This is a genomic window from Nocardiopsis tropica (assembly GCF_042660575.1).
GTDB classification, from domain to species: Bacteria; Actinomycetota; Actinomycetes; order Streptosporangiales; family Streptosporangiaceae; genus Nocardiopsis; species Nocardiopsis tropica.
Genome location: NZ_JBHSUF010000004.1, coordinates 1 through 25551 on the forward strand (window position 1 = coordinate 1; position 25551 = coordinate 25551).

22 protein-coding genes are annotated in these 25551 nt (G+C 75.2%); 15 read left to right on the forward strand and 7 right to left on the reverse strand.

The genetic code is table 11. From position 1 onward, the window contains the following. Positions 1 to 394 precede the first annotated feature (394 nt). The 3 genes from ACFQBR_RS07565 to ACFQBR_RS07575 form a co-directional block, all read right to left on the reverse strand. Positions 395 to 1531, reverse strand: a complete 1137-nt coding sequence (locus ACFQBR_RS07565) for a hypothetical protein (RefSeq protein ID WP_344180456.1) — start codon at positions 1529 to 1531, stop codon at positions 395 to 397. Between the two features lie 177 nt (positions 1532 to 1708). Beyond that, positions 1709 to 2350: a DsbA family oxidoreductase gene (locus tag ACFQBR_RS07570; RefSeq protein ID WP_267949972.1), complete on the reverse strand. Its 642-nt coding sequence runs from the start codon at positions 2348 to 2350 to the stop codon at positions 1709 to 1711. Positions 2351 to 2365: 15 nt separating this feature from the next. Continuing rightward, positions 2366 to 2512: a hypothetical protein gene (locus ACFQBR_RS07575; protein WP_344180458.1), complete on the reverse strand. Its 147-nt coding sequence runs from the start codon at positions 2510 to 2512 to the stop codon at positions 2366 to 2368. An 81-nt stretch (positions 2513 to 2593) separates the two neighbouring features. Here ACFQBR_RS07575 and ACFQBR_RS07580 point away from each other — a divergent pair, with 81 nt between their 5' ends. Continuing rightward, positions 2594 to 3010, forward strand: coding sequence for a winged helix-turn-helix transcriptional regulator (locus tag ACFQBR_RS07580; RefSeq protein ID WP_344180460.1), 417 nt, complete (start codon positions 2594 to 2596; stop codon positions 3008 to 3010). 49 nt (positions 3011 to 3059) lie between these two features. On the opposite strand, the gene ACFQBR_RS07585 is transcribed toward ACFQBR_RS07580, so the two are convergent. Further along, positions 3060 to 3956 carry an ADP-ribosylglycohydrolase family protein gene (locus tag ACFQBR_RS07585; RefSeq protein ID WP_378552580.1) on the reverse strand — a complete coding sequence of 299 codons (897 nt, stop codon included), beginning with the start codon at positions 3954 to 3956 and terminating at the stop codon, positions 3060 to 3062. Positions 3957 to 4224: 268 nt separating this feature from the next. Between ACFQBR_RS07585 and nirB the strand changes: the two genes are divergently transcribed. The 6 genes from nirB to ACFQBR_RS07615 all read left to right on the forward strand — a co-directional run bounded on the left by nirB (position 4225) and on the right by ACFQBR_RS07615 (position 11542). Continuing rightward, positions 4225 to 6735: a nitrite reductase large subunit NirB gene (nirB, locus tag ACFQBR_RS07590; protein WP_344180464.1), complete on the forward strand. Its 2511-nt coding sequence runs from the start codon at positions 4225 to 4227 to the stop codon at positions 6733 to 6735. Next, complete coding sequence (gene nirD, locus ACFQBR_RS07595) at positions 6732 to 7106, forward strand: nitrite reductase small subunit NirD (protein WP_267949967.1); 375 nt, start codon at positions 6732 to 6734, stop codon at positions 7104 to 7106. Before nirB ends, nirD begins: the two co-directional genes overlap by 4 nt. A 122-nt stretch (positions 7107 to 7228) precedes the next feature. Continuing rightward, the gene (locus ACFQBR_RS07600; protein WP_344180538.1) at positions 7229 to 8335 is read left to right on the forward strand and encodes a uroporphyrinogen-III synthase; all 1107 of its coding nucleotides are present in this window, start codon (positions 7229 to 7231) and stop codon (positions 8333 to 8335) included. Between the two features lie 50 nt (positions 8336 to 8385). Continuing rightward, positions 8386 to 9078 carry a sirohydrochlorin chelatase gene (locus tag ACFQBR_RS07605; protein WP_378552584.1) on the forward strand — a complete coding sequence of 231 codons (693 nt, stop codon included), beginning with the start codon at positions 8386 to 8388 and terminating at the stop codon, positions 9076 to 9078. 396 nt (positions 9079 to 9474) lie between these two features. Further along, on the forward strand, positions 9475 to 10629 hold the full coding sequence (locus ACFQBR_RS07610; protein WP_344180468.1) for a dual specificity protein phosphatase family protein: 1155 nt from the start codon (positions 9475 to 9477) through the stop codon (positions 10627 to 10629). A 199-nt stretch (positions 10630 to 10828) separates the two neighbouring features. Continuing rightward, on the forward strand, positions 10829 to 11542 hold the full coding sequence (locus ACFQBR_RS07615; protein ID WP_344180470.1) for a septal ring lytic transglycosylase RlpA family protein: 714 nt from the start codon (positions 10829 to 10831) through the stop codon (positions 11540 to 11542). Positions 11543 to 11702: 160 nt separating this feature from the next. On the opposite strand, the gene ACFQBR_RS07620 is transcribed toward ACFQBR_RS07615, so the two are convergent. Further along, positions 11703 to 12086 (reverse strand): hypothetical protein, encoded by a 384-nt coding sequence (locus ACFQBR_RS07620; protein ID WP_344180472.1) that lies wholly within the window; start codon positions 12084 to 12086, stop codon positions 11703 to 11705. Positions 12087 to 12375: 289 nt separating this feature from the next. On the opposite strand from ACFQBR_RS07620, the gene ACFQBR_RS07625 reads away from it, so the two are divergent. The 5 genes from ACFQBR_RS07625 (at position 12376) to ACFQBR_RS07645 (ending at position 20017) form a co-directional block, all read left to right on the forward strand. Continuing rightward, positions 12376 to 15978, forward strand: coding sequence for a TM0106 family RecB-like putative nuclease (locus ACFQBR_RS07625; protein ID WP_344180474.1), 3603 nt, complete (start codon positions 12376 to 12378; stop codon positions 15976 to 15978). Positions 15979 to 16178: 200 nt separating this feature from the next. Beyond that, positions 16179 to 16502, forward strand: coding sequence for a hypothetical protein (locus ACFQBR_RS07630; RefSeq protein ID WP_267949961.1), 324 nt, complete (start codon positions 16179 to 16181; stop codon positions 16500 to 16502). 85 nt (positions 16503 to 16587) lie between these two features. Beyond that, the gene (locus ACFQBR_RS07635) at positions 16588 to 17094 is read left to right on the forward strand and encodes a hypothetical protein (protein ID WP_267949960.1); all 507 of its coding nucleotides are present in this window, start codon (positions 16588 to 16590) and stop codon (positions 17092 to 17094) included. Positions 17095 to 17236: 142 nt separating this feature from the next. Next, a complete protein-coding gene (locus ACFQBR_RS07640; protein WP_344180476.1) occupies positions 17237 to 18472 on the forward strand; it encodes a site-specific integrase in 1236 nt (411 codons plus the stop codon). A gap of 135 nt (positions 18473 to 18607) precedes the next feature. Further along, positions 18608 to 20017: a hypothetical protein gene (locus ACFQBR_RS07645; RefSeq protein WP_352982618.1), complete on the forward strand. Its 1410-nt coding sequence runs from the start codon at positions 18608 to 18610 to the stop codon at positions 20015 to 20017. 178 nt (positions 20018 to 20195) lie between these two features. Here ACFQBR_RS07645 and ACFQBR_RS07650 read toward each other — a convergent pair whose 3' ends face one another. Both ACFQBR_RS07650 and ACFQBR_RS07655 read right to left on the reverse strand, forming a co-directional pair. Further along, positions 20196 to 20714 (reverse strand): hypothetical protein, encoded by a 519-nt coding sequence (locus ACFQBR_RS07650; protein WP_344180480.1) that lies wholly within the window; start codon positions 20712 to 20714, stop codon positions 20196 to 20198. Positions 20715 to 21045: 331 nt separating this feature from the next. Next, positions 21046 to 22428 carry an amino acid permease gene (locus tag ACFQBR_RS07655; RefSeq protein WP_344180540.1) on the reverse strand — a complete coding sequence of 461 codons (1383 nt, stop codon included), beginning with the start codon at positions 22426 to 22428 and terminating at the stop codon, positions 21046 to 21048. Positions 22429 to 22699: 271 nt separating this feature from the next. On the opposite strand from ACFQBR_RS07655, the gene ACFQBR_RS07660 reads away from it, so the two are divergent. From ACFQBR_RS07660 to ACFQBR_RS07670, 3 genes are all read left to right on the forward strand, one after another. Then, positions 22700 to 23980, forward strand: coding sequence for a sensor histidine kinase (locus ACFQBR_RS07660; protein ID WP_378552590.1), 1281 nt, complete (start codon positions 22700 to 22702; stop codon positions 23978 to 23980). Further along, a complete protein-coding gene (locus ACFQBR_RS07665; RefSeq protein ID WP_267949955.1) occupies positions 23977 to 24633 on the forward strand; it encodes a response regulator in 657 nt (218 codons plus the stop codon). The genes ACFQBR_RS07660 and ACFQBR_RS07665 overlap by 4 nt, the downstream gene beginning before the upstream one ends. A gap of 107 nt (positions 24634 to 24740) precedes the next feature. Next, positions 24741 to 25541: a class I SAM-dependent methyltransferase gene (locus ACFQBR_RS07670; RefSeq protein WP_267949954.1), complete on the forward strand. Its 801-nt coding sequence runs from the start codon at positions 24741 to 24743 to the stop codon at positions 25539 to 25541. Positions 25542 to 25551: the final 10 nt, after the last annotated feature.

The window sequence follows — 25551 nt, forward strand, 5'->3', positions numbered from 1 at the left end:
GCGGAGGTCGGCGCCTACGCGGAGGCGCTGCGCGCCGCCGGGTGGCAGGTGGAGGCGGACACGGGCCGGTGCGCGCACGTGCGGGTGCCCGGCTCCGGCCGGGGGTGAGCCCGGACCGGGCCTCTACCTGCCCGATGACCAGCCCCCATTGCCTCCCTCCCGCGAAGCGCGCACCGGCCACGTCACCCCGCCGGGACGCCTCCCGGCCGCCGCCCCCGGAAGCCGCGCCGAACCCCCGGAACGCGTCGGGACACGGCCCTGGGGCCGGGCGCACACGCAGCACTCCAGCCGCACACGAGGCGGTGCCCCTCCCCGCCGGGGGAGGGGCACCGGTCCCGCACGCGCCGCCCCGGGCGGGCGCCTCCGGGAGAGGGCGGGGGAGTGCGGTCCCCGCTCAGGCCGCCGCGGCCCGGATGTCGCGGGGCTCCGCCTCGGGAAGCCCCCGCCCGCACCGGCCGCACTCGGACCGGCGCCGCACCAGGTAGGCGGCGGTGGCCACGCCCAGGGCCGTCCCCCACAGCCCCATGGAGGAGAACACCACCACGTGCACGGTGCTGGAGCTCAACATCGACCCGGCCCCTCCGGCAAGGACCTCGGTGACGCTGCTGCGGCCCATCGCCACCAGGGCCACCGCGACCAGCGTCGCGGGCACCACCGCCAGCGGCACCGGCACCCGGCGCCCGGCAAGGCCCGCGGTCCACCGGGGGAACCGCACGCCCCAGCGCTGGACCAGCCCCAGCATGAGAACGGCGCCGACGATGCCGGCCGACCCCAACCCCACGCCGATGACCAGCGTGAACGGGTCGGCGGAGAGCACCGCGAAGTCCTCCCGGCTCATCCCGACCGGGACGCCGAACAGCCACGGGATCCTGATGGACGGATAGACCAGGGCGGTCGCCGCGCCCACCGCCACCGCGATCCGACCCACCCTCAGCGCCCGCGCCCGGGTCCCGCGCTCCACGGCGGCCGACCACCGGGGGCTCCTGCCGCACCGCGCGCAGGAGCGGCGCCCCGCCCGGCGGCACGTGAGGGCCGCGAGCACCCACACCCCCACACCGGCGGTGAAGAACAGGCCGGTGAGGCTGTCGGGCGCCAACAGCGCGGTCACCCAGGTCTGGACCAGGCCGGGCACGATCCAGCCCACCACCGGCATGATCATCGTGTAGCCGAACAGGGCCAGCAGGTTGCCGTCCACGAACACCAGCAGGATGAGGACGGCCAGGGCCCAGGCGCCCGCCTGGGCCGTACGGGGCCCGCCGCCCCGGAGCATCAGCACGGAGCACACGACGCCCACCGCGCCCATGGCCAGTACGAGGACCACCGGCAGGGCCTCGCCGCGCCCGGCGAAGAGCGAACCGAACCCCTCCTCATCGGCCACGCTCAGGGGCAGCACCCCCGACAGCCAGCCCAGGCCCAGCGCCAGGGCCGCCGCCGACCACGCCAGCGCGGCCCAGGGCACCGCCGTCGCGCGGTCGTGCCGTTCGTGCCCCGGATCTGCGGGGGGTGCGGGAAGGGGTGGCAAGGCGGTCATGGCGTGCTCCCGGAGTGGTGCGGAGTGGATACCTCCACCCTGGCGCGCGCACCCCCGGGCACACCTCCCCCACGAGCGGGAGCGGGCTCCCCCCTGAGGGGGAACCCGCTCCACCGCCACCGGCCCGGTCTCCGGCTCGGGCGCCCCGGGGGCGCGCCCGGACCGCCCGCCGGCGGTCTAGGCCGACGCCGCCCGGTAGGCCTTCTCCAGGGCCGAGGCGAACACCTCGACGGGCTGGGCGCCCGAGATCCCGAAGGCCCGGTCGATCACGAAGAACGGCACGCCGTTCCCGCCGAGGCGCTGCGCGGCGGCGCCGTCCTCGCGCACCTGCGCGGCGTAGTCGTCGCCCTCCAGCACCCGGCGGGCCTCCGCGGCGTCCAGGCCGATCTCCACGGCCAGCTCCACCAGGGTGGCGGTGTCGGAGAGGTCCTTCGCCTCCACGAGCTGGGCGTGCATGAAGCGCTCGTGCGCCTTCGTGCCCAGCCCCCGGCTCTGCGCCAGGTGGACGAGCCGGTGCACGTCGAAGGTGTTGACCATGAACCCGTTCTCGAAGTCGTACTCCAGTCCCACCTCCGCGGCGACCTTCTCCACCTGCGCGGTCATGGCGCGCACCTGCTCGCGCGAGGCGCCCGTCTTCGCGGCCAGGGCGTCACGGACCGGTTCGCCGCGCCCCCGCGGGTAGGAGGGGTCGAGCTGGAAGCTGCGCCAGAGGACCTCGACCTGGTCGGCGTGCTCGAACTGCTCCAGGGCCGTCTCGAAGCGCCGCTTGCCGATGTAGCACCACGGGCACACGATGTCGGACCACACCTCGACCTGCACGGACAATCCCCTCACTCACCAGCACGTTCCGTCCGAGCACGCCGGCGCGTCCTCGGTTCCCAGCGACACCAGTCCGGTGACCGCGTCCAGGGGGAGCTCCTCCTCGGCGGGCCGGTCCGCCTCCCGCGGCTCGGCCCCCTGCTCCGGGCTGCTCACGCTCACGACACCCCTTGCATACTTATTGTGCGTAACAACATTATCAGTCAGTATGAGGTGGGCCCAGGCCAGGCACAAGGAGGCACATTGACGTCCCGAACGCACACCGGTGTTCCCTCCACCGGGCACACCGACGAACGCGCCCCCGAGGACTGCCCGGTCCGCGAGGTCCTGGACCGGGTCGGCGACAAGTGGAGCGTGCTCGTCATCGTCATGCTGGGGCGGCGCACCCACCGCTACAGCGAGCTCCACCGCGCCATCGACGGCATCAGCCAGCGCATGCTCACCCTGACGCTGCGCGCCCTGGTCCGCGACGGCCTGGTCGACCGCACCGCGCACGCCACCGTCCCTCCCCGCGTGGACTACGCCCTCACCGACCTGGGCCGCACCCTCCTGGAACCCCTCAACGCGCTGGACCGCTGGGCGATCCTGCACCGCGACGACATCCGCGCCGCCCGCGAACGCCACGACCGCGCCAGGGACCCCCGCCCGGACGGCACCTGACCCCCCGCCCCTCCCGGGCGCGCCGGACCCCGGCACGGGTCCGCCGCGCTCAGCCCTCCATCGCCCATCCCGGCAGGGGCTCGGTGCGCTCGGCCCACTCCGCGGGAACCCGGCCGCCCGGCAGGCCCGCGCCCAGGATCCCGCCGACGATCGCGCAGGTGGTGTCCACGTCGCCCCCGGCTGCGGCGGTCGCCCACATGGCCGAGGCGAAGCCCGACCGGTACCGGGCCGCCGCCCACAGGGTGAAGGGCACCGTGTCCAGGGCGCTGACCCGCGAACCGTTGCCCAGGGCGCGGGCCGCCCCGACCGGATCGGCGGTCACCAGCAGCAGGCGCGCACCGCGCACCGCCTCGCGCATCCGCCCCGGCGGAAGGCGCTCGAGCACCCCGTCCAGCAGGGGCCCGGGCGCCGCCGCCCCGCCCCCCGCCACCAGGGACGCGGCCACCGCCACCGCCACCGCGCCGTCCACCGCCTCGGGGTGGGTGTGGGTGACGCGCGCCGTCACCGCCGCCTGCACGGCCGCCGCGTCCGGGTCACCGGCGAACCAGGCCCCCAGCGGGGCCACCCTCATCGCCGCCCCGTTGCCGAAGGAACCCGACCCCCCGAACAGCCCCGCGGCCAGATCCCGCCAGTCACCGCCCTCGCGCACCAGGCGCAGCAGGCGCCCCGTCGCCGGACCGTACCCCCGGTCGAAGTCGTGGTGGCGGGCGAAGGAGGACGCCAGCCGGTCGGGGTCCACCGCCCCGCCCCGGAGCACCTCGGCGTGGACCGAGGCCGCCATCTCCGTGTCGTCGGTCCACTCCCAGGGCCCCGGGGGCAGCTCGCGCTCCTCCAGGAAGCGCAGGTTCGCGGGAACGAAGAACTGGGAGCCGAAGGCGTCGCCGACGGACAGTGCGGACAGGGAGGACAGGGCGCGCGCCCGGCGCGGATCAGGGATCGTGTGCATCACCGGCCATCCTGGCCGACCCCGCCACCGCTGTCCACGCACCGGCCCCGGCGCCCGGCGCCCGGTGTGACCGAACACCCATCCGCGCCCCCGCGCCGCCCGCACCCGCCCCGGGCTGGCCCTTCTCCGCCCCCGGCACGAATCACGCACCCCCCACCTGCGGTGACAGCACATCGAAACAACCGCGACACACGAGGCTGACCCGCGGGTAACACCCTGCGGGTTGCCTGAGAGGCGTCCGACCCCGCAGCAGGAGGAGCCGCGCACCATGGAAGAACTCGTCGTCATCGGCAACGGCATGGTCGGCCACCGACTCGTCGAGGCCCTCCACGACCGCGACAGCGACCACCGCTGGCACGTCACCGTCGTGGGCGAGGAGCCCCGCACCGCCTACGACCGCGTCGCGCTCTCCTCCTACTTCGACGGCGCCAGCGCCCAGGACCTGTCCCTGGGCGACCTGTCCGGACCCCACGTGGACGTCCACGTCGGCGAACGCGCCACCGCCCTGGACCGCGAGGCCCGCACCGTCACCACCGCCTCCGGCCGCACCCTGGGCTACGACCGGCTCGTCCTGGCCACCGGATCCACCCCCTTCGTGCCCCCCGTCCCCGGCCACGACCTGCCCGGCTGCCACGTCTACCGCACCATCGAGGACCTGGACGCCATCACCGCCTCCGCCCGCCACGCCCGCACCGGCGTGGTCATCGGCGGCGGACTGCTCGGCCTGGAGGCCGCCAACGCCCTGCGGCTGCTGGGCGTGGAGGCCCACGTCGTCGAACTCGCCCCCCACCTGATGCCCGCCCAGATCGACGAGGGCGCCGGCGGCCTGCTCCGCAGACTCGTCACCGACCTGGGCGTGCACATCCACACCGGCGCGGCCTCCACCGCCGTCGAGGCCGGCGCGGACGGCCGCGTCCGCAACCTCCTCCTGGGCGACGGCACCCGCCTGGACGCCGACCTGGTCGTGTTCTCCGTGGGCATCCGCCCCCGCGACGACCTCGCACGCGCCGCCGGCCTCCGGGTCGGCGAACGCGGCGGCATCGTCATCGACGACACCTGCACCACCTCCGACGACCGCATCCACGCCATCGGCGAGGCCGCCGCCCACCGCGGCACCGTCTACGGGCTCATCGCCCCCGGCAACGCCATGGCCGAGGTCGTCGCCGACCGCCTCCTCGGCGGCGGCGCCACCTTCACCGGCGCCGACACCTCCACCAAGCTCAAGCTCCTGGGCGTGGACGTGGCCAGCTTCGGCGACGCCCACGGCCGCACCGACGACTGCCTGGACGTGGTCGTCAACGACGCCGCCGGCGGCCGCTACGCCAAACTCGTCCTGTCCGACGACGCCACCACCCTCCTGGGCGGCATCCTGGTCGGCGACGCCTCCGCCTACGCCACCCTGCGCCCCATGGTCGGCTCGCCCCTGCCCGGCGACCCGCTCACCCTCATCACCCCCGAGGGCGGCGCGGCCCTGGGCACCGACGCCCTCCCCGACTCCGCGCAGATCTGCTCCTGCAACGCCGTCACCAAGGGCGCCCTCACCGACGCCGTCCACACCCAGGGCGCCTGCGACGTCGCCGGCCTCAAGGCGTGCACACGGGCGGGCACCAGCTGCGGGTCGTGCGTGCCCATGCTCAAGCAGATCCTCTCCCAGGCGGGCATCGAGCAGTCCAAGGCCCTGTGCGAGCACTTCACCCAGTCCCGCGCCGAACTCCTGGAGACCGTCCGCGCCACCGGCACCACCACCTTCTCGGCCCTCATCGAGAACCACGGGACCGGCCAGGGCTGCGACATCTGCAAGCCCGCCGTCGCCTCGATCCTGGCCTCCCTGGGGGGCGGGCACATCCTCGACGGCGAACAGGCCACACTCCAGGACACCAACGACCGCTACCTCGCCAACATGCAGCGCAACGGCACCTACTCGGTCGTGCCCCGCATCCCCGGCGGCGAGATCACCCCCGACAAGCTCATCGTCATCGGGGAGGTCGCCCGCGACTTCCAGCTCTACACCAAGATCACCGGCGGCCAGCGCATCGACCTGTTCGGCGCCCGCCTCGAACAGCTCCCCGCCATCTGGACCCGCCTGGTCGAGGCCGGGTTCGAGTCCGGCCACGCCTACGGCAAGTCCCTGCGCACCGTCAAGTCGTGCGTGGGCACCACCTGGTGCCGCTACGGCGTCCAGGACTCGGTGGGCCTGGCCATCCGCCTGGAGGAGCGCTACCGGGGCCTGCGCTCGCCCCACAAGCTCAAGTCCGCCGTCTCCGGGTGCGCCCGCGAGTGCGCCGAGGCCCGCAGCAAGGACTTCGGGATCATCGCCACCGACCAGGGCTGGAACCTGTACGTGGGCGGCAACGGCGGCTTCACCCCCCGCCACGCCGAACTCCTCGCCTCGGACCTGGACGAGGAGACCCTCATCCGCTACATCGACCGGTTCCTGATGTTCTACATCCGCACCGCCGACCGCCTCCAGCGCACCGCCCCCTGGATCGAGGCCATGGACGGCGGCCTGGACCACGTGCGCGACGTCGTCGTCCACGACACCCTGGGCATCGCCGAGGAGCTCGAGGCCGCCATGGAACGCCACGTGCACTCCTACACCGACGAGTGGGCCGCCGTCCTGGCCGACCCCGCCAAACTCGCCCGGTTCGAGTCCTTCGCCAACGCCCCCGGCACACCCGACCCCACCATCAGCTTCACCACCACACGCGACCAGCCCGTCCCGGGCGCCGCTCTCGACCTCGGCATGCCCGCCCCCCGCCCGCAGGAGGCCACCCGATGACCGCCACCACCACCCACGCCCCGCCCGCCCTGTGGATCGACGCCTGCCCCGCCCACCGCCTGGGCGCCGACGACGGCGTGGCCGTCCTGCTGCCCGACGGCCGCCAGGCGGCCCTGTTCCGCACCCGCGACAACCGCCTGTTCGCCGTCGACAACATCGACCCCTTCACCGGGGCCGCGGTCATCTCGCGCGGAATCGTCGGCGACCGCCGTGGCGAGCCCACCATCGCCTCGCCCATGCTCAAGAATGTGTTCTCCCTGCTGACCGGACAGAGCCTGGAGGACCCCCAGGTGCGCCTGCGCACCTGGGCCGTCCGCGACACCGGCGCCACCGTCCAGATCAGTGCCCGCGCCGAAGAGGAGTCACCTTGAGCACATCCGCGTCCGCGCCGTCCTCCCACACCCCGCCCCCCGCCGCGGGTCCCCACCGGGACCGCGCGAGCGGGGCCGGCGGCACGGGGGCGGAGGCCGGCGCGCCCGCGACCACCGCGCCCCTGGCCGGGTTCACCGTGGCCGTCACCGCCGCCCGCCGCGCCGACGAGCTCAGTGCCCTGCTCCAGCGCAAGGGCGCCCAGGTCATCGCCGCCCCCGCCCTGCGCATCGTCCCGCTCAGCGACGACCAGCGCCTGGCCTCGGTCTCCGACGAACTCGCCCGCCGCCCCGCCGACGTCGTCATCGCCACCACCGGCATCGGCTTCCGCGGCTGGATCGAGGCGTGCGAGACCTGGGGCACCGTCGAACCCCTCCTGGCCAGCATGCGCTCCTCGCGCCTGCTGGCCCGCGGTCCCAAGGCCAAGGGCGCCATCCGCGCCGCCGGGCTCACCGAGGAGTGGTCCCCGCCCTCGGAGTCCTCCGCCGAGGTCCTGGACTACCTCCTCGAACAGGGCGTCACGGGCCTGCGCGTGGCCATCCAGCTGCACGGCGAACCCCTGCCCGACTTCACCGCGGCCCTGCGCCTGGCCGGCGCCGACGTCGTGGAGGTCCCCGTCTACCGGTGGACCCAGCCCGAGAACGTCGCCCCCCTGGACCGGCTCATCGAGGCCGTCACCTGCGGGGGAGTGGACGCCGTCACCTTCACCAGCGCCCCCGCCGCCGCCGGCCTGCTGGCCCGCGCCCGCACCACCGGCCGCACCGGCCCCCTGGTCGAGGCCCTGCGCGGCGACGTCCTGGCCATGTGCGTGGGACCGGTCACCGCCCGCCCCCTCATGGCCCACGACATCCCCACCGTGTGGCCCGAACGCGCCCGCATCGGCGCCCAGGTCCGCAAGCTCGCCGAGGAGCTGCCCGCGCGCTTTCCCACCCTGGGCGTGGCGGGACACCGGCTGCGCCTGCGCGGCCACGCCGTCCTGGTCGACGGCACCGTGCACACCCTCTCGCCCACCCTGATGCGCCTGGTGCGCGAACTCGCCCGCCGCCCCGGCCAGGTCCTGGACCGCACCCGCCTGCTCACCTGCCTGGGCGAGGACGCCGACGCGCACGCCGTGGAGACCGCGGTGGCACGCCTGCGCACCGCGCTGGGCGACGCCAGGATCATCCAGACCGTCGTCAAACGCGGCTACCGCCTGGCCCTGGACACCCACGACTGCGCGCCCGAGCTCTGAGCCGCCCAACGGCGCGCCCCACCGCACACGCACTCCCACACCCGAGAGCCATGAACAGACACCCCACCCTGCTGCTGGCCGTCCACGGCACCCGCAACCCCCACGGCACCGCCGTGGCCCACTCCCTGGCCCTGCGCGTGGGGGAGCTGACACGGCGCCCCACCCGCCTGGCCTTCGCCGACGTGCTCGCCCCCACCGTCGGCGAGGTGGCCGCCGACACCCCGGGGCCCCTGGTCGTCGTGCCCGCCTTCCTGGCCTCGGGCTACCACGTGCGCACCGACATCCCCGACCAGCTCCTGCGGGCCGGGCGCGCCGACGCCGTCCTCACCCCCGCCCTGGGCGCCCACCCCGCGGTGCTGGACACCGCCGTGCGCCGCCTGGCCCAGGCCGGGTACCGCCCCGGGGACGCCGTCGTGCTGGCCTGCGCCGGAACCACCGACCCGCGCGCCGGCGCCGAGCTGTCCCGGGCCGCCGCCCGCCTGGCCCGGCGCCTGGGAGCCCCGGTCACGACCGGTTTCATCGCCACCGGCCGCCCCACCGTCGCCGAACAGGTCGCCCGCCTGCGCGCCCGGGGCCACCGACGCGTCGCGGTGGCCAGCTGGCTGCTCGCACCGGGCCTGTTCCACGACCGGCTCGCCCTGGCCGGGGCCGACGCGGTGGCGCGTCCGCTGTGCCCGGACCCGGCCGTCGCCCACGCCGTGGCCGACCGCTACCACCGCGCGACCCTTCCCCAGCACGCCTGAGCGGCCCCCGGGCGGGGCGGCCCGCCGGCCGGCCCCGGCCCGGAGGCCGCAGGAGTCGAGCGCCGGCCCCGCACCGGCAGGGGCCCGACGGGGGAGGGCACCGGCCGTACCGCCCCCGGCCGACGAACGGCCCGGCCCGCACCGCCGGGCCCCGCCCCTCCACAGGCGCCCACGCCGCTCCGCACCGGACCGCCCAGCCCGGGCGCCCTTCCGCGCACCCCGGCCGCCCACCGGGTTCCCCACCCGGCTCAGGAGCCCTGCGCGCAGCCACCGGTGTACACCCCCCGAACCCCGGATGGCCACAACCGGCAACCCGTGCGCAACACCGGGCCCCCGCGGGAAGACCACCCCTGGGACACCAGTCCGCACCAGACCGCAGCGCCCACGAGGACGGCCATGTCCGCAGTACCCGCCCCCGCACCCGACTTCCACGACCCCGCCGCCGACCGGTCCATCGGCGCGATGCTCGGCGCGCCCGTGGCCGCCGCGCTGGTGGGCGCCCCCGCCGCGCTGACCCGCGGGTTCACCGAGGCCTCCGCGCGGCTTCCCCGCCTGATCCGGACCGCGCTGACCGAGCTGACCGCCACCGCGCGCACCCCCGCCCCGCCCGCGGACCCCACCGAACAGGCCTGGGCGCAGGTCCTGCGCAGCACCGCCCGCACCGGCACCCCGCCCGGGTCGGCGCCCGCCCTGGAGCACACCACCGCCGACGACCCCCTGGGCGCCTCCTGGCGGGCCCTGACCCGCACCCCCCGCCCCGCCCACGACCCCGCGAGCGGGTCCTTCGCGTGCGCCCACCTCGTCGACGCCGTCTGGTCGGCGTACACCGCCGCCGGGGACGACGCCGCCATGCACACCGGCGCCCTGGCCGGAGCCCTGTGGGGCGCCTCCGCCGTGCCCCTGCACGCCCTGCGCCGCATGTCCGAGACCCTGGACCCCCACGCCCTCACGACCGCCGCGCTGACGGCCGTACACGGCACCCGCCCCGGCGCCTGGCCCGAACACCCCGTCCTGCTCCAGGAGCCCCGCCGCCTGCCGCCCTTCGCCGTCCCCCACCCCCTGGACCCCCAGGTGCTGCTCGGCAACCTCGACCACCTGCGCCACCACCCCGAGAGCGTGGACGCGGTCGTCTCCCTGTGCCGCACCCACCCCCAGGACGCCCCCCACCTGCCCAACTCCGACTGGGTGAGGGTGTGGATGCACGACCGCCCCACCGCCAACGCCAACCTGCACTTCACCCTGGACGAGGCCGCCGCGACCGTGGCCGCCCTGCGCGCCGAGGGCAAACGCGTCCTGCTGCACTGCTGGGCGGGCGCCTCGCGCACCCCCGCCGTGGCCACCCGCTACGCCGTCGCCTCCCTGGGCGCCCCGCCCCTGCCCACCCTGGCCGCCATGATCCGCGCCGTGGGCGGACACCTGGACAACCCCTCCCTGTCCCAGGCCGTCGCCCAGCTCAGCGGGGTGCACCTGCCCGACCCCGCCCTGCGCCTGTTCCCCGACGGCGTCCCGCCCCGGCGCCCCGAACTGCCCGAACCCCACATCACCGGGTGACAAGTTCCACAAACCCCCGCTTTCCGGTACCGTTACCCTCGCGTTACCCCTAAGCTCTGCGCCCAGACCCCGTGCACCGCCACCGGCGGTCCCGGCTCCGCGCCCGTGCCACGCCCTCCCGCACCCGTCCGGGGCGTCGCACACACCCCGCACCAGGAGCGGGCCGCCACGCCCTGTTCCCGTTCGTAAGGACTCCGCCGTGGGCAAACACGAGCCCCAGACCCCGCCGGTCGAAGACGACCGCACCGACGCCCCCGCCGTCGGCCCCCGCGTCGCCGCCAAGCGCAGCCGACGCAAGCGCACCATGATCCTGGCCTCGGCCACGGGTCTGACCCTGCTCGTGGGAGGGACCGCCACCGCGGCCGTCATCGCCTCCGGCGCCGACCCCGAGACGGCCGCCAACGCCGCCGGGATCCCCGAGGCCGACCCCGACCCCCTGGTCGCCGAGGACGCCGCGCCCCAGGCGGGGGAGGACGCCCTCCAGCGGGCCCAGGAGGCCGTCACCTCCGCCACCCAGAGCACCAGCACCGACGCCTCCGACGTCCTGGAGGAACCCGAGGAAGAGGAGGAGGCCGAGGAGCCCGAGGCCGACACCGGCGGCGGGGGAGGCGAGGCCTCCGGCGACGGCGGCACCTGCCAGGCCTCCTTCTACGGCGCCGACCTGGCGGGCAACTCCACGGCCAACGGCGAGACCTTCGACCCCAGCGCCATGACGGCCGCGCACAAGACCCTGCCGTTCAACACCCAGGTCCAGGTCACCAACCCCAGCAACGGCAAGTCGGTGACCGTGCGCATCAACGACCGCGGCCCCTACATCGACGGCCGCTGCCTGGACCTGTCCACGGCCGCCTTCGACCAGATCATCGGCACCGGGGCCGGTGTCGGCCAGGTTGAATGGCAGGTCGTCGGCTAGCCGACCCCTCCACACGGACCCCGTGCGCCCCGCCCCGACACCCCGGGGCGGGGCGCACCCGTCTGCGCCCGACCGCCACCGCAGCAGACGCTGCGGATCCGACGGCCCCGCCACCGCCCGCGGCGGTCCCGCGGGACCGCCGCAGCAGAAGGGCCCCGGCTCAGTCCTGCCAGGTGAAGTCGAAGGTGGCGGCGTCGCCGGTGTGCTCGACGTAGGTGACGGTGTAGCCGCCCACCTCGGCGGAGTCCCCGGGCACCAGAACGGCCTCCTCCGACTCCCGGTACGCCCGCTCCTGCACGCTCACCCGCACGTCGGCCTCCTGGTCCTCGGCCAGGAGGATGCGGTACCCGATCGTCGTGTTCCCCTGCTCCCACAGGTCGCCGGTGCCTTGGTCCCCGCTGACGGTGACCTCGCAGTCCCGGCTCTGGCAGGAGGTGGTGGCGGACCTGACCCCGCTGCCCGACGTCACCTCGCACGAGGCCGAGGACGCCAGCACCAGCAGCGCGTTCGCACCGATCACCGCAAGACTCCGCGGGAACACCATGGGGATCCACTCCTTCCGGGCCGCCGGTGCGGACACCTCTTCCGGTGACCGATCCGCGCCGACCACCGGTGAGGACGCCCCCCGCGCCCCTCCGGTTCCCCCGACCCGCGTCACGTTCGCATCACCGGCCCCGGTGGGGCCGCCTCGGAAGGGGCCGGTCCCCGGCCGGGCAAGGGCGCGCCCCGACACCCCGTGGCGGGGCACACGCGCGTGTGAGACCCCACACGTCACCTCGACGTGGAACAATCCCCAGCACCCACCCACCACCGACACACAGGGAGCAGGGGCGTTGTTCCGCACCACCACCGGCTGGGTCGTCTCGCCCACCGACCTCGTCGACACCCTGGAGTGCGACCACCGCAGCGCCCTCAAGACCGCGCTGGCCGCACGCCTGGAGGGCGCCCCCGCCCCCGACAAGGTCGACCCCCTCGTCGCCCACCACGGCCACGTCCACGAGCAGGCCGAACTCGACCGGCTCACCGCCCTGTTCGGCGAGGTCGTGCGCATCGAGGAGCCCCGCGCCGACGACGCCTCCCTCGCGGCCGCCGCCACCGCCACCGCCCAGGCCATGGCCGCCGGGGCGCCCGTCATCTACCAGGGCAGCTTCCACCACCCCCTGACCGCGGCCACCCCCACCGCCCCGGCCGTGGCCTTCCACGGCCGCGCCGACTTCCTCATCCGCTCCGACCTGGACCCCGCCACCGGCGAGCGCCGCGACCCCGCACCCGACCCCTGGTCCTACGAGCCCTGGGACACCAAGCTCGCCCGCCGCCCCGGCCCCGGCGCCGTCGTCCAGCTCGCCGCCTACGCCCACGCCGTCGCCGTGGCCACCGGCCGCACCCCCGACCGCATGCACCTGCTCACCGGCGACGGCCACACCCACACCCTGGACACCGCCGACTTCGCCCCCATCCTCACCACCGTCACCACCCGCCTGCTGGACCGGCTCGCCCAGCCCCCCGCCCTGCCCGCCCCCACCTGGGGCGAACCCCGCCCCGGCTGCGAGGGCTGCGGCTACGGCACCTGGTGCTCGGGCGGGCGCACCGCCGCCCGCCACCTGTCCCTGGTCGCCGGGCTGCGCACCGACCAGGCCGCCAAACTCACCGACGCCGGCCTGGACACCATCGACGCCCTGGCCGGCGCCGGCGACGACCAGCGCCCCGCCACCCTGCCCCGCCGCTCCTTCGACCAGCTGCGCGCCCAGGCCGCCCTCCAGGTCCGCCAGGACACCACGCGCACCCCCCACAACCCCCAGGGCACCGTCACCGCCGAGGTGTTCTCACCCGACGGCCTGGCCGCCCTGCCCGCCCCCAGCCCCGGCGACGTGTTCTTCGACATGGAGGGCTACCCCTACCACTCCCGCGACGGCGGACGCGGCCTGGAGTACCTGTTCGGCGCCACCACCGAGGACGAGCACGGCGCCGAGACCTTCCACACCTTCTGGGCCCACGACCGCGCCCAGGAGAAGAAGGCCCTGGAGGACTTCGTCGACTTCGCCTGCGCGCGCATCGACGCCGACGAGAACGCCCACGTCTACCACTACGCCTCCTACGAGGTGGACCGGCTCAAACACCTCAGCTCCGAGTTCGCCACCCGCGAGGAGGAGGTCAACCGGCTCCTGCGCGAGAACCGGCTCGTGGACCTGTACACGGTGGTCCGCAAGAGCCTGCGCGTGTCCCAGCGCTCCTACTCCATCAAGTACCTCGAACCCCTCTACCTGGGCGCCGCCCGCTCCGGCGACGTCACCACCGCCACCTCCAGCATCGACGCCTACGCCGCCTACCTGCGCGCCGCCGAGCACGGCGACCACGACCGCGCCGCCCGGGTGCTCGCCGACATCGGCGCCTACAACCGCGACGACTGCCACTCCACCGCCCGCCTGCGCGACTGGCTGGAGGACCACCGCGTCCGCCAGGGCATCACCGACCGGCCCCCCGTCCAGCTCGAACTCACCGAGGAGGAGGCCGAACGCGCCCGCAAGCGCGCCGAGAAGCTCGCCCGCCACGCCGCCCTGACCGAACCCCTCCTGGCGGACCTGCCCGCCACCGCCGAGGAGCGCGGCGAGGAGGACCGCACCCGCGCCTCCCTGGCCGCCCTGGTCGGCTACTACCAGCGCGAGAACCTGCCGCCCTGGCGCGAGCACTACCGCCGCACCAGCGCCCCCCTGACCGACCTGGAGGCCGACACCGACTGCGCCGTGCCCTGGCAGGTCCACACGGGGGAGTGGGCCGAACCCACCGGCCGCCAGCGCAAGGCCCGCCGCGAGCTGTCCATGCGCCTGGACGCCGCCCACCCCCACCCCTTCACCACCGGCCAGGACGTCCACCTGCTCTACCCCGGCGCCCCGGGCAGGCCGGCCACCGCCGTGCCGGCCAACGTCGCCCGCGCCGACGCCGACACGCTCACCGTCACCGAGACCAGCGACCCCGACGACACCCGCTCCCGCGCGCCCGTGGCGGTCCTGCCCGGCTCGCCCGTCAACCCCCAGCCCAAGGACGGGGCGCTGGAGTCGGTCGCCCGCACCGCCGTCGCCGCCCTGCCCCGGTGGCCCCACCACCCCGGCCTGGACGTGCTGCGCCGCGTCCCGCCCCGCCTTCGCACCCCCGGCCCCCTGCCCTCCCCGGACGAGCACGGCGGCGACCTCATCGCTGCCACCATCGCCGCCGTGGACCGCCTGGACGGCTCCTACCTGGCCGTGCAGGGCCCGCCCGGCGCCGGAAAGACCTACCTGGCCGCCCAGCTCATCACCCACCTGGCCCGCCAGGGCCGCAACGTGGGCGTGTGCTCCACCAGCCACAAGGCCGTGGAGAACGTCATGGGCGCCGCCCTGCGCGCCGCCGAACAGGCCGGGGTGTCCCTGGCCGCCGCCAAACGCGCCAAGGGCCGCGGCAAGGACGCCGTCGACCCCGACCTGCCCTGGGACCAGCCCACCAGCCCCCAGGCGCTGATGGGCTGGCGCGCCAAGCGCACCGCCGACAACCAGCCCGTCCTGATCGGCGGCACCGCCTGGGCCCTGTCCAACGCGGCGATGATCGCCGACCCCCTGGACGTGCTCATCATCGACGAGGCCGGCCAGTTCGCCCTGGCCGACACCCTCGCGGTCTCCGCCGCCGCCCACAACCTCGTCCTGCTCGGCGACCCCCAGCAGCTGCCCCAGGTCGTCCAGGGCACCCACGGCGAGGGCGCCGACGCCTCCGCCCTGCAGCACCTCATGGCCGGACGCCAGATCATCGACCCCGCCCGCGGCTACTTCCTGGACCAGACCCGCCGCATGCACCCCGACGTGTGCGCGACCGTCTCGGCCCTGTCCTACCAGGGCCGCCTGCACGCCCACCCCTCCACCGCCGAACGCGCCCTGTCCGCCCTGGACCCCGGCGTGTACACCCTGCCCGTCACCCACCACGGCCGCACCACCCACAGCCCCGAGGAGGTCGAGGCCGTCGTCGCGATCGCCACCCGCCTGGTCCAGGACAAGCTCACCCCCGGCCCCGGCCTGGAGCCGCGCCCCCTGACCGGCGAGGACATCCTGGTGGTGGCCCCCTACAACCTCCAGGTGCGCGCCCTGCGCCGCGCCCTGGCCGCCGCGGCCCGCACCGACCCCGCACTGGAGGGGGTGCGGGTGGGCACCGTCGACCGCTTCCAGGGACAGGAGGCCGCCGCCGTCATCTGCTCGATGACCACCTCCAACGCTGCAGAGGCCAGCCGCGGCACCGCGTTCGTCCTGGACCGCAACCGCCTCAACGTCGCGCTCTCGCGCGCCCAGCTCCTGGCGGCCGTGGTCCACTCGCCCGACCTGCTCACCACGGCCCCGCGCAGCATCGACGAACTCCGGCTGCTGGCCTCCTTCACCGGCCTGGTCGGGGGCGCCCGCCCCTGGCCCCCCGCGCTCTGAGGGCCCGCCCTCGGGTTTCGGACGCCCCCCAGGTGGAGTACGTTTTACACAGCACCGCACTCGACCCGGCGCGCCCGCGCCCGGGCGGATGCGGGCCGTCCCCGACGGACCCACCCACCCCGCGCCCCCGGGCCCGGGCATGCCCCCGTCCGTCGACGCCCTGGCCCGCCGCCCCGTTCTCGAAAGGCACCACGGCCCCCGTGTCTGACCGTCCCTCCGCCCCTGGCGGTGGCCGCAACACCAGCCACCCCACCGGCATCCGCGTCGTCGTCGCCGTCCTCGCCCTGTTCGCCCTGGTGTTGGGGCCCGTGGGCTACCTGATGGGCGTCGACGCCCACTCCCACGCCGGCTCGGCGGCCGAGTGGTTCACCCTCGCCTTCGGCGCCGCCGTCGGCATCCCCCTGCTGGCCGCCGCCGTGGCCACCGTCGCCGGGGACCGCAGAGCCGCCCTGTGGGCGCTGGCACTGCTCGCCTGGCCCGTGGTGTTCGTGTCGGCCATCCACCTGACCCCGCTGGGCGGGTAGGCTCCGACTTCCCGGCCGCGCCCGCCCGCGAGGACCCCGGGCCGGGTGCGGCGACCAGCGAACCCACCCCACCAAGGACAGGCGCGTGTCACCCAAGAAACGCAAACGCCGCAAGGACCGGCCCACCGCCCCCGTGTCCGCCGCCGCCCCCCGCACGCGGGAGGCCGACGCGCCCCCGGCGCGCACCGAGGGCAGGATCAGCCGCACCCCGGTGGTCGTGGCCGACCCGCCCGACCGCAGGATCACCCTGCTGTGGGTGGTTCTGACCCTGGTGTGGGCCCTGGGCACCTTCCTGGCCCTGGCCAACCTGCTGTTCACGGCCATGGACCTGCAGGACGCCGCCGTGGCCGCGGCCGACCCCACCGCCCCGGCGCCGCAGGAGGCGATGGACGCGGTCGGCAACGCCCTGGTGTGGGTCCTGGTCCTGGCCCTGGGCGTCCCGGCGGGCGGCGCTGTCACCGCCCTGGTGCTGCGCCGCAGGATCGCCGCCATCGGGTTCACGGCCGCCCTGGTCCTGTCCGCGGCGCCCCTGCTGTGGGTCATGCCGCCCGCCGAGCTGTGGGACGCCCTGCGCGCCCACTTCGGCGGCTGAGCCGTGGCCCCCGACACACCGCCCCCGCGCGCGGGACCGGACCGGCGGCGCTGAGGACACCCGGTACACCAGCCACCACCCCCGCACGCCCCCGTGCGTCGCGGTGCCGCCCGCACCCGCGCCTGGGCCATCATGGATAACCGTGAACACACCCACCCCCTCCCAGGACCCCGAACCGGCCGACGAGGCCGCCCTGCCCGCGACCGTGCGCGCCCGCCTGGAGCGCGTCACCCACAGCGTCCTGGTGGACACCCGCGCCCTGGCCCGGGTCCGCGAGCGCTTCGACGACGAGCAGGCCCGGGCCCTGGGCCGGTACCTGGCCAGCGCCCAGTCGCCCAACACCCTGCGCGCCTACCGCGCCGACTGGACCTCCTTCACCGCCTGGTGCCTGGCCGAGCACCGCCAGTCGCTCCCGGCCGACCCTGTCGACGTGGCCGTCTACCTGGCCGCCTGCGCCCAGGCCCGCACCGAGGACGGCTCCGGGTGGGCGCTGGCCCCCTCCAGCATCGAACGGCGCTCCGCGGCCATCGCCGCCGTCCACGGCGCCCACGGCCTGGAGACGCCCACCCGCGCCGAGGTGGTCCGGATGACGCTGCGCGGCATCCGCCGCACCCGCAGGAGCCGGCCGCGCCGCAAGGACCCGGTGGTGCTCTCCACACTGGAGTCCCTGCTCGCGGTGCGCCCCGCCGACGGCTTCCCCGGCGGGGTCTGCCGCCGCAGGGACACGGTGCTGCTGCTGACCGGGTTCGCCGGTGCGCTGCGCCGCGCCGAGCTGGCCGCGCTCACCTTCGACGACGTGGCGGTGCGCACCGACGCCTCCACCGGCACCCCGGCCCTGGTGGTGCGGCTGGGCTCGACCAAGACCGACCAGGAGGGGCGCCACGGCCAGGTCGTGGCGCTGCCCCGGGGCCGCCACCGCCACACCTGCCCGGTGTGCGCGCTGGCCGACTGGTCCCAGGTGCTGGAGGCGCGCCGCGACGGCGGGCCGCAGGCGGTGCGGGCCCTGGTGGAGGGGACGGCGGCCACGGCCTCGCCGGCGCACCGGTGCCAGGGCTGGCGGGGCACCGACCTGGCCGACGGCTCCGAGCGCCCGCTGCTGCCCACGGTCACCCGGCACGGCCGGGTGGGGGAGCGGGCGATGTCGGGGCGGGCGGTGAACGAGCTGGTCAAACGCTACGCCGAGCGGGCCGGTCTGGACCCCGACGACTTCGGGGGCCACTCCCTGAGGGCGGGGTTCGCCACCCAGGCGGCCCTGGGCGGGGCCACCGACCGCGAGATCATGCGCCAGGGCCGGTGGACCAACCCGCGCACCGTGCACGACTACATCCGCACCGCCAACCCGCTGGAGGACAACGCGGTCACACGACTGGGGCTGTGAGCCTCCCGGGGCCCTTACGCCCCTGGCGTCTCAAAACGTCAACAAACCCACCAGCAGCACATGAAATCACCCGTTAAAGTGCGATCCTTCCCTGATGAGACATTAGGTTGGTTGCGTAAGAAAGGGGACGGACCCATGGTCGACGAGTTTCGCAGGGCGTTCCAGCAGCTGATCGACGCCTCAGTCGCCACGGACCCCCGCCACTTCCCCCCGGCGGTGCACACGGTCTACGTACTCGCCTCCCGCATCCCCGCCTCCGAGCGCGAACTCGCCCTGGAGGCCCTGGCCCCCCTCCTCTCCGGGGACCACGCCGCCCCCGGCATCATCGCCGACCTGTCGGTGGTCGCCGGAGCCCTCGTCGAGATGGGCACCGACCCCGGCCCCACCGGCCCCGAGGTCCTGCACCGCCTGCGCACCATGGGCAAGGGCGCCATCGTCTTCGTCCGCGCCTGGGAGCGCACCGGCGGCGGCCCGCCCCCCGACCCCGACTCCGTGACCGCCGACGCCGAGGCCCGCGTGGCCGCCGAACTCGGCACCGACGCCCCCAACGCCACCATGTGCTGGTGGACCATCCGCCGCCACGGCCTGGCCGCCCGCACCATGCTCGGCGAGGCCTCCGTGCGCGCCCTGGTACGCCGCACACCCTCCCTGCACGCCGAACTCATGGCCATCGCCAACCAGCTCAGCGACCTGCTCAACGAGTTCGACGAGGTCCGCGCCCTGCTGCGCATGACCGAGGCCACCAGCGCCCTGGTCATGGACCGCCACTCCCAGCGCGCCTTCCGCGTCCTCTTCGACGGCATCGGCGACAACTTCCAGCTCCACACCCTGCTCGCCGACGCCCTCGTCGGCCCCCGCGGCCAGGGGCTGGCCGGGGACCCGCCCGACCCGCGCTGGGTCGCCGCCTTCCGCGACAGCGACCCCGACCCCGCCGCCCAGACCGTGCGCGGCTGGTGGAACCTGGTCGCCCACGACGGCACCTGGGTCTGGAACGAGGGCGTGCCCGCCGAGATCCCCACCGTCGACGGCGAACCCGTCCTGGTCCTGGACGAACAGCCCTACCCCCGCTCCTGGAACGCCGGACGGCGCCACCCCCAGGTCCGCGGATGGCTGGAGGTGGAGTCCGAACTGCCCCGGGAGGAGGCCGCCCTGTGGTGGAAGCGCGTCGCCCCGGCCGAACCCGCCATCCCCAGCGACGACGAGGGCGAGCACACCCCCATCCCCGAACCCGTCCTGGCCGTGGACGAACCCGAGCCCGGGCGCGTGCGCGGCTTCCTGGCCGAGGAGGCGCCCGCACCGGCCCCGACCCCCGCCGCACCCCCGGCCGAACCGTGGACCGAGCCCTTCCCCGTGCCGCCCCTGCCGACGCCGGACACCCGGCCCCCGGCCGGGCCGCGCCCCACGGAGCCCGCACCGTCCGCCGACCCCGCGCCCGAGCCCCCCGGCCGGGCCGGCCGGCGCCCCGGGACCCCCGGCACCGGGATCCTGCCGCCCCTGCCGCCCGGGGTGTCCAAGAGCGCCAACTGGGGACCCACCTGGCGATGACCCCGCGCCCGGCTCCGGCACACCGGCCCCCCGAGGGGGGAGGGGCACGGCTCCGCACCCGCCGGGGGAGTGCGCACCCGCCGCCGGACCGCGCCGCACCGGGAACGCCCCCGGACACCGCGGCGCCACCGTCCGCGGGGTCGGACGGGGGCGCCGCGGGCAGTACGGGCAGGGGGGCTCAGGCGCGGTGCCGGGGGGCGTGGGGGGCCGAGTGCGCGCCCGCGCGCGGAGCGCGGTCCTCGTCGTCCTCCTCGTAGAGCCCGTCGAAGTACACCTCCTCCTCGCTGGGGCCCTCGGGCTCGCGGCGCCAGCGCCCGCCCACGAACAGGGGGGCGAACAGCACGAGCGCGAGCGGGACGAACACGCCCAGGGGGAGCAGGACCAGGGCGCCCTCGGCGCCGGGGACCTGGGGCAGCCGCTCCAGCAGGGGCATCCGCACCAGGGACAGGGCGGTCAGGGCGCCCAGGACCAGCGCCGCGCCGAAGGGCAGCATCGGCGTCAGCCGCGGGGGGACCGCGAGCAGCGCCACCAGGACGCCCACGCCCACCAGGCCCGCGACCGCCACCGGCCCGGAGCCCTGCAGGGCTCCCAGGCCGGCCGCGTGCAGGCCGCGCAGGTGGGCGAAGGCCCATCCGCACACCAGGACCAGCACGGGACCCAGGATCAGACCGGACAGGAAGCCGACGAAGTGTCGCACGGGGGTGCTCCTCTCAGGGGTTGCGCAGCACCCTAGCGACAAAAAACAAGTTCAGCACCAAATCACACAAATGACCGCATCTCGGACACCAGTGGTCGCGTCGGCCCCCACCCCGCCCACGAGGCCGCAGGACCCACCGAAGCGGACCACAGGCACCGGCAGGACCACGGACGCGGGCCCAGGAGCGGGGCGGCGGTACGCACCCGCGACGAACACACCACCCGCACCCGAACACCCCGGCACCCCACAGGCGGCGGAGGCCGCCGCCCGCACCCGGACGACGGCCCCCGCCGCACACCACAGGGCCGGCCACCACAGGCCCCGCACCCCCTCAAGGGGCCGCGGGATCGCGCCTGAGCCCCTCCGCCCCGGGCCGGCCCGCCAGCTCCAGCACCCGGTCCGAGGGCCTGGACCCCCACCGGCGCCGGAACGCGTACGCCACCAGCGCCACCACCACCGAACCCACCGACGCCCACAGCGCCTGGCGCTGGTCGGGGATCACCACCATCGCCACGAAGATCGTCACCAGCCCCGCCAGCACCACCCACGTCAGATACGGGAACGCCCACATCCGCAACGACAGGCGCTCGGGCTCACGACGGCGCACCCGCCCGCCCAGCACCAGCTGGGAGGCGCAGATCGTCAGGAACAGGATCAGCAGGATCGCGCCGATCGAGGCCACCAGGAACGGGAACACCCGGCCCGGCCACAGGTAGTCGGCCACCGCCGCCGCATACCCCACCACCGTGCCCAGCAGGATCGCCCGCACCGGCACACCGCGGCGGTTCACCCCCCGCAGCACCCGCGGGGCGTCCCCCTGGCGCGTGAGCGTGAACAGCATCCGCGAGGAGGTGTACATCGCCGCGTTCAGCACGCTCAGCACCGCCACGAAGACCACCACCTCCATGATCAGCGCCGCGCCCGGCACCCCCACGTGCTCCATCACCGCCACGAACGGGCTCAGGGCCGGGTCCACCGTGTGCCAGGGCAGCACCATCACCACGACCACGATCGAGGCCACGTAGAACAGCCCGATCCGCCACAGCACGTTGGTCACCGCCGAGGCCACACCCCGCTCGGGCTCGGCGCTCTCGCCCGCCGCCACGGTGATGATCTCCACCCCGCCGAAGGCGAACAGCACCACGACCGTGGCCGCCAGCACCGCCACCCACCCCTGGGGCGCGAACCCCCCGTGCTCCCACAGGTTGGAGACCCCCGACCCGTCCGAGCCGCTCCACAGCCCCAGCGCCCACAACCCGCCGATCAGCAGGAACGCCACGATCGTGGCCACCTTGACCAGGGAGAAGAACGACTCGGTCTCGGCGAAGAAACGCACCGACACCAGGTTGGCCACCGTCATCGACAACAGCACCAGCAGCGCCAGCGCCCACCCGGGCACCCCCGGCACCCACCGGCCCAGGATCGCCGCCCCGGCCACCGACTCCGCGGCCACCAGCACCGCGTACATCCACCAGTACACCCAGCCGATCGTGAACCCCGCCCAGGGGCCGAACGCCAACCGGGCGTAGTCGGAGAACGAACCCCCCGCGGGGACCGCCACCACCATCTCGCCCAGGGCGCGCAAGGTGAGGAACACCAGGGCGCCGGCCAGCACGTAGGACACCACCGCCGCCGGCCCCGCCATCCGGATGACCGCACCGGAGCCGATGAACAGCCCCGCGCCCACCGACCCGCCGATCGCGATCAGCGCCATGTGGCGCCGCCTCAGCGAGTGCGCCAGCCCCGCGCCCGTGTCGCCTGTCTCCTTGGCCGCCCCACCGGGCGGCGTCACACTGCTCGTCACCAGCCCCACACTAGGAGCAGCACCGGCCCCCCACGTGCACCGACCCCACAATAAACAGCCCATGACCCCACGAATGTGGTCGGCGCGACACCCCCGCCCCCTCCGCCCGGGGGAGCGGCCCCACCCGCCTCACCCCCCGGAGGGAGGCGCACCACCACCCGCCTGTGCCACGATCACCCACGTGCACCACCTCACCCCGCTCCTGCACCCGCTCACCAGCGCCCACACCTACCGCCGCTGGGCCCACCTCGTCATCGGCGGCGCGCTCCTGACCCCCTACGCCATGGCCGCCCTCGTCCTGGCCTCGCTCCTGGCCCAGAACGGCCGCACCGTCGACGTCGGCGCATCCCCCGGCCCCGCCGTCTGGGTCCTGACCGCCGCCCTGGCCCTGACCGCCGTCGCCGCCACCGCCCGCATCCCCGGCGTGCGCAACGCCCAGATCCACCTGGCCCGCGCCCTGCTGCGCGGACCCCTCACCGAGCGGCCCGCACCCGCCGCCACCTGGCGCAGCACCGCCCGCACCAGCGCCTTCCTGTGCCTGCACATGGTCCTGGGCCTGGCCGTGTGCCTGCTCACCATGACCGCCCTCACCGAAGCCGCCCTCCTGGCCGCCGCGCCCCTGGCCCCCGGCCCCCACACCACCGCCCAGGGCCCCCTGACCTTCACCGGCCACGGAGAACTCACCCGCACCCAGCTCCTGGCCGGCCCCCTGCTGGGCCTGCTCCTGCTCGCCGCCCTCCTCTACACCGTCGCCCTGGCCGGCCACCTGCTCGCCCTGGCCGCACCCCGCCTGCTGGGCCCCTCGCCCACCGAACGCCTGGCCGCCGCCCAGGCCCACGCCCACACCCTCGCCGAACGCAACCGCCTGGCCCGCGAACTCCACGACTCCCTGGGCCACGCCCTGTCCGTGGTCACCCTCCAGGCCGCCACCGCCGCACGCCTGCTCGACACCGACCCCGAGTTCGCCCGCCAGGCCCTCACCCACATCGCCGACCAGGCCCGCACCGCCACCGCCGACCTCGACCACGCCCTGGGCCTGCTGCGCGAGGACACCGCCGCCCCCCGCACCACACCCCCCGACCTGACCCACCTGCCCCACCTGGCCCACGCCACCCAGCACACCGGCACCGACCTGACCTGCCACGTCAGCGGCGACCCCGCCCGCGTCCCCGCCCTGCTCTCCCGCGAGACCTACCGCATCAGCCAGGAGGCCCTCACCAACGCCCTGCGCCACGCCCCCGGCCAACCCCTCACCCTGCGCCTGCAGACCACACCCACCAGCCTCACCCTCACCGTCACCAACCCCCTGCCCCCCACCCGCACCCTCCGCCGCCCCCGCGGCGGACGCGGTATCACCGGCATGCGCGAACGCGCCCACCTGCTCGGCGGCACCCTCACCGCCCGCCCCCACGACCGCACCTGGCAGCTCACCCTGCACCTGACATGGAAAGAACAACCGTGATCGGCATCAACCTGGTCGACGACGAAGCACTCATCCGCGCCGGCCTGGCCGCCCTCATCGACGCCGAACCCGACATGGAGGTCACCGGCCAGGCCGCCGACGGCTCCGAGGTCCCCGACCTCGTGCGCCGCACCCGCCCCGACCTGGTCCTGATGGACGTGCGCATGCCCCACCTGGACGGCATCCAGGCCACCCGCACCCTGCACACCACCCTCACCGACCCGCCCCGCGTCATCGTCCTCACCACCTTCGACAACGACGACCACGTCTGGGACGCCCTGCGCGCCGGAGCCGTCGGCTTCCTCCTCAAGCGCACCCCGCCCGAGGACATCCTCGCCGCCCTGCGCATCGCCCACCGCGGCCAGACCCTGCTCTTCCCCACCGCCCTGCGCCACCTGGCCGCCACCCGGCCCGCCGCCCCCACCCCCGCCGCACGCGCGGTCGCCACCCTCACCGAACGCGAATCCCAGACCCTCACCCTCATGGCCCAGGGCATGACCAACGCCGAGATCGCCGACCGCCTCTTCCTGGGGGTGCAGACCGTCAAGACCCACGTCTCCAACACCCTCACCAAACTCGGCGCCCGCGACCGCACCCAAGCCGTCATCGCCGCCTACGACGCCGGACTCATCCGCCCCAACACCGGCCCCTGACCCCGCCCGACACCACGACACACCCACCCTTGCGCAAACACAGGGTGATAACACTGCTACGTTCAGTCATCAAAAGGTTCTGGACGCGACAGCCACACGGGGGAAGCATGCCAACCGCGTCAGCGATCGACATCGACCACATCAGCAGCCTGTACCGCACCCACCGCGACGACCTCGCCCGCGTACGCGACCAGATGCGCGCCCACCACCAGGCCGCCGACCCCCCCATGACCCCCCAACTCGACGACATCGAAGCAGAAATCACCTACCTGCTCCTGCGCGAGCACACCCCCGCCCACACCGTCGAGATCGGCACCTACTACGGCTGGTCCACCACCTGGATCCTGTCCGCCCTGCGCGACAACGGCACCGGCCACCTCTACTCCTTCGACATCATCGACCACGCCCCCCGCCACGTCCCCCCACACCTGGCCCAGAACCGGTGGACCTTCACCAAGGGCGACGTACGCGCCAAGATCGCCCACATCCCCTCCGACACCGACTACCTGTTCATCGACGCCGCCCACAACGGCTGGTTCGCCCGCTGGTACCTGCACCACCTCCTGCCCGCCCTGCCCGCCCACATCCCCGTCAGCATCCACGACGTCTTCCACCAACGCCACGCCCTGCCCTTCACCGAAGGCGCCATCGTCCTCAAATGGCTCACCACCAACACCACCCCCTTCTTCACCGCCTCCAGCGCCCGCGCACCCCACACCCACCAGGCCATCCAGGACCTCAAACGCGAACTCGGCCTGGACGAACCCGTCCGCACCGGCCACCACAACCCCATGATCTACTTCCGCCTCCCCGTCCTGCCCGGCCACAACCCCCACCCCCACCGCCCACCCCAGCAACGCCCCGCCCCCCACGAACAGACCGAACCCCACCCCTCCGACAGCCCCTGACCCCGCACAC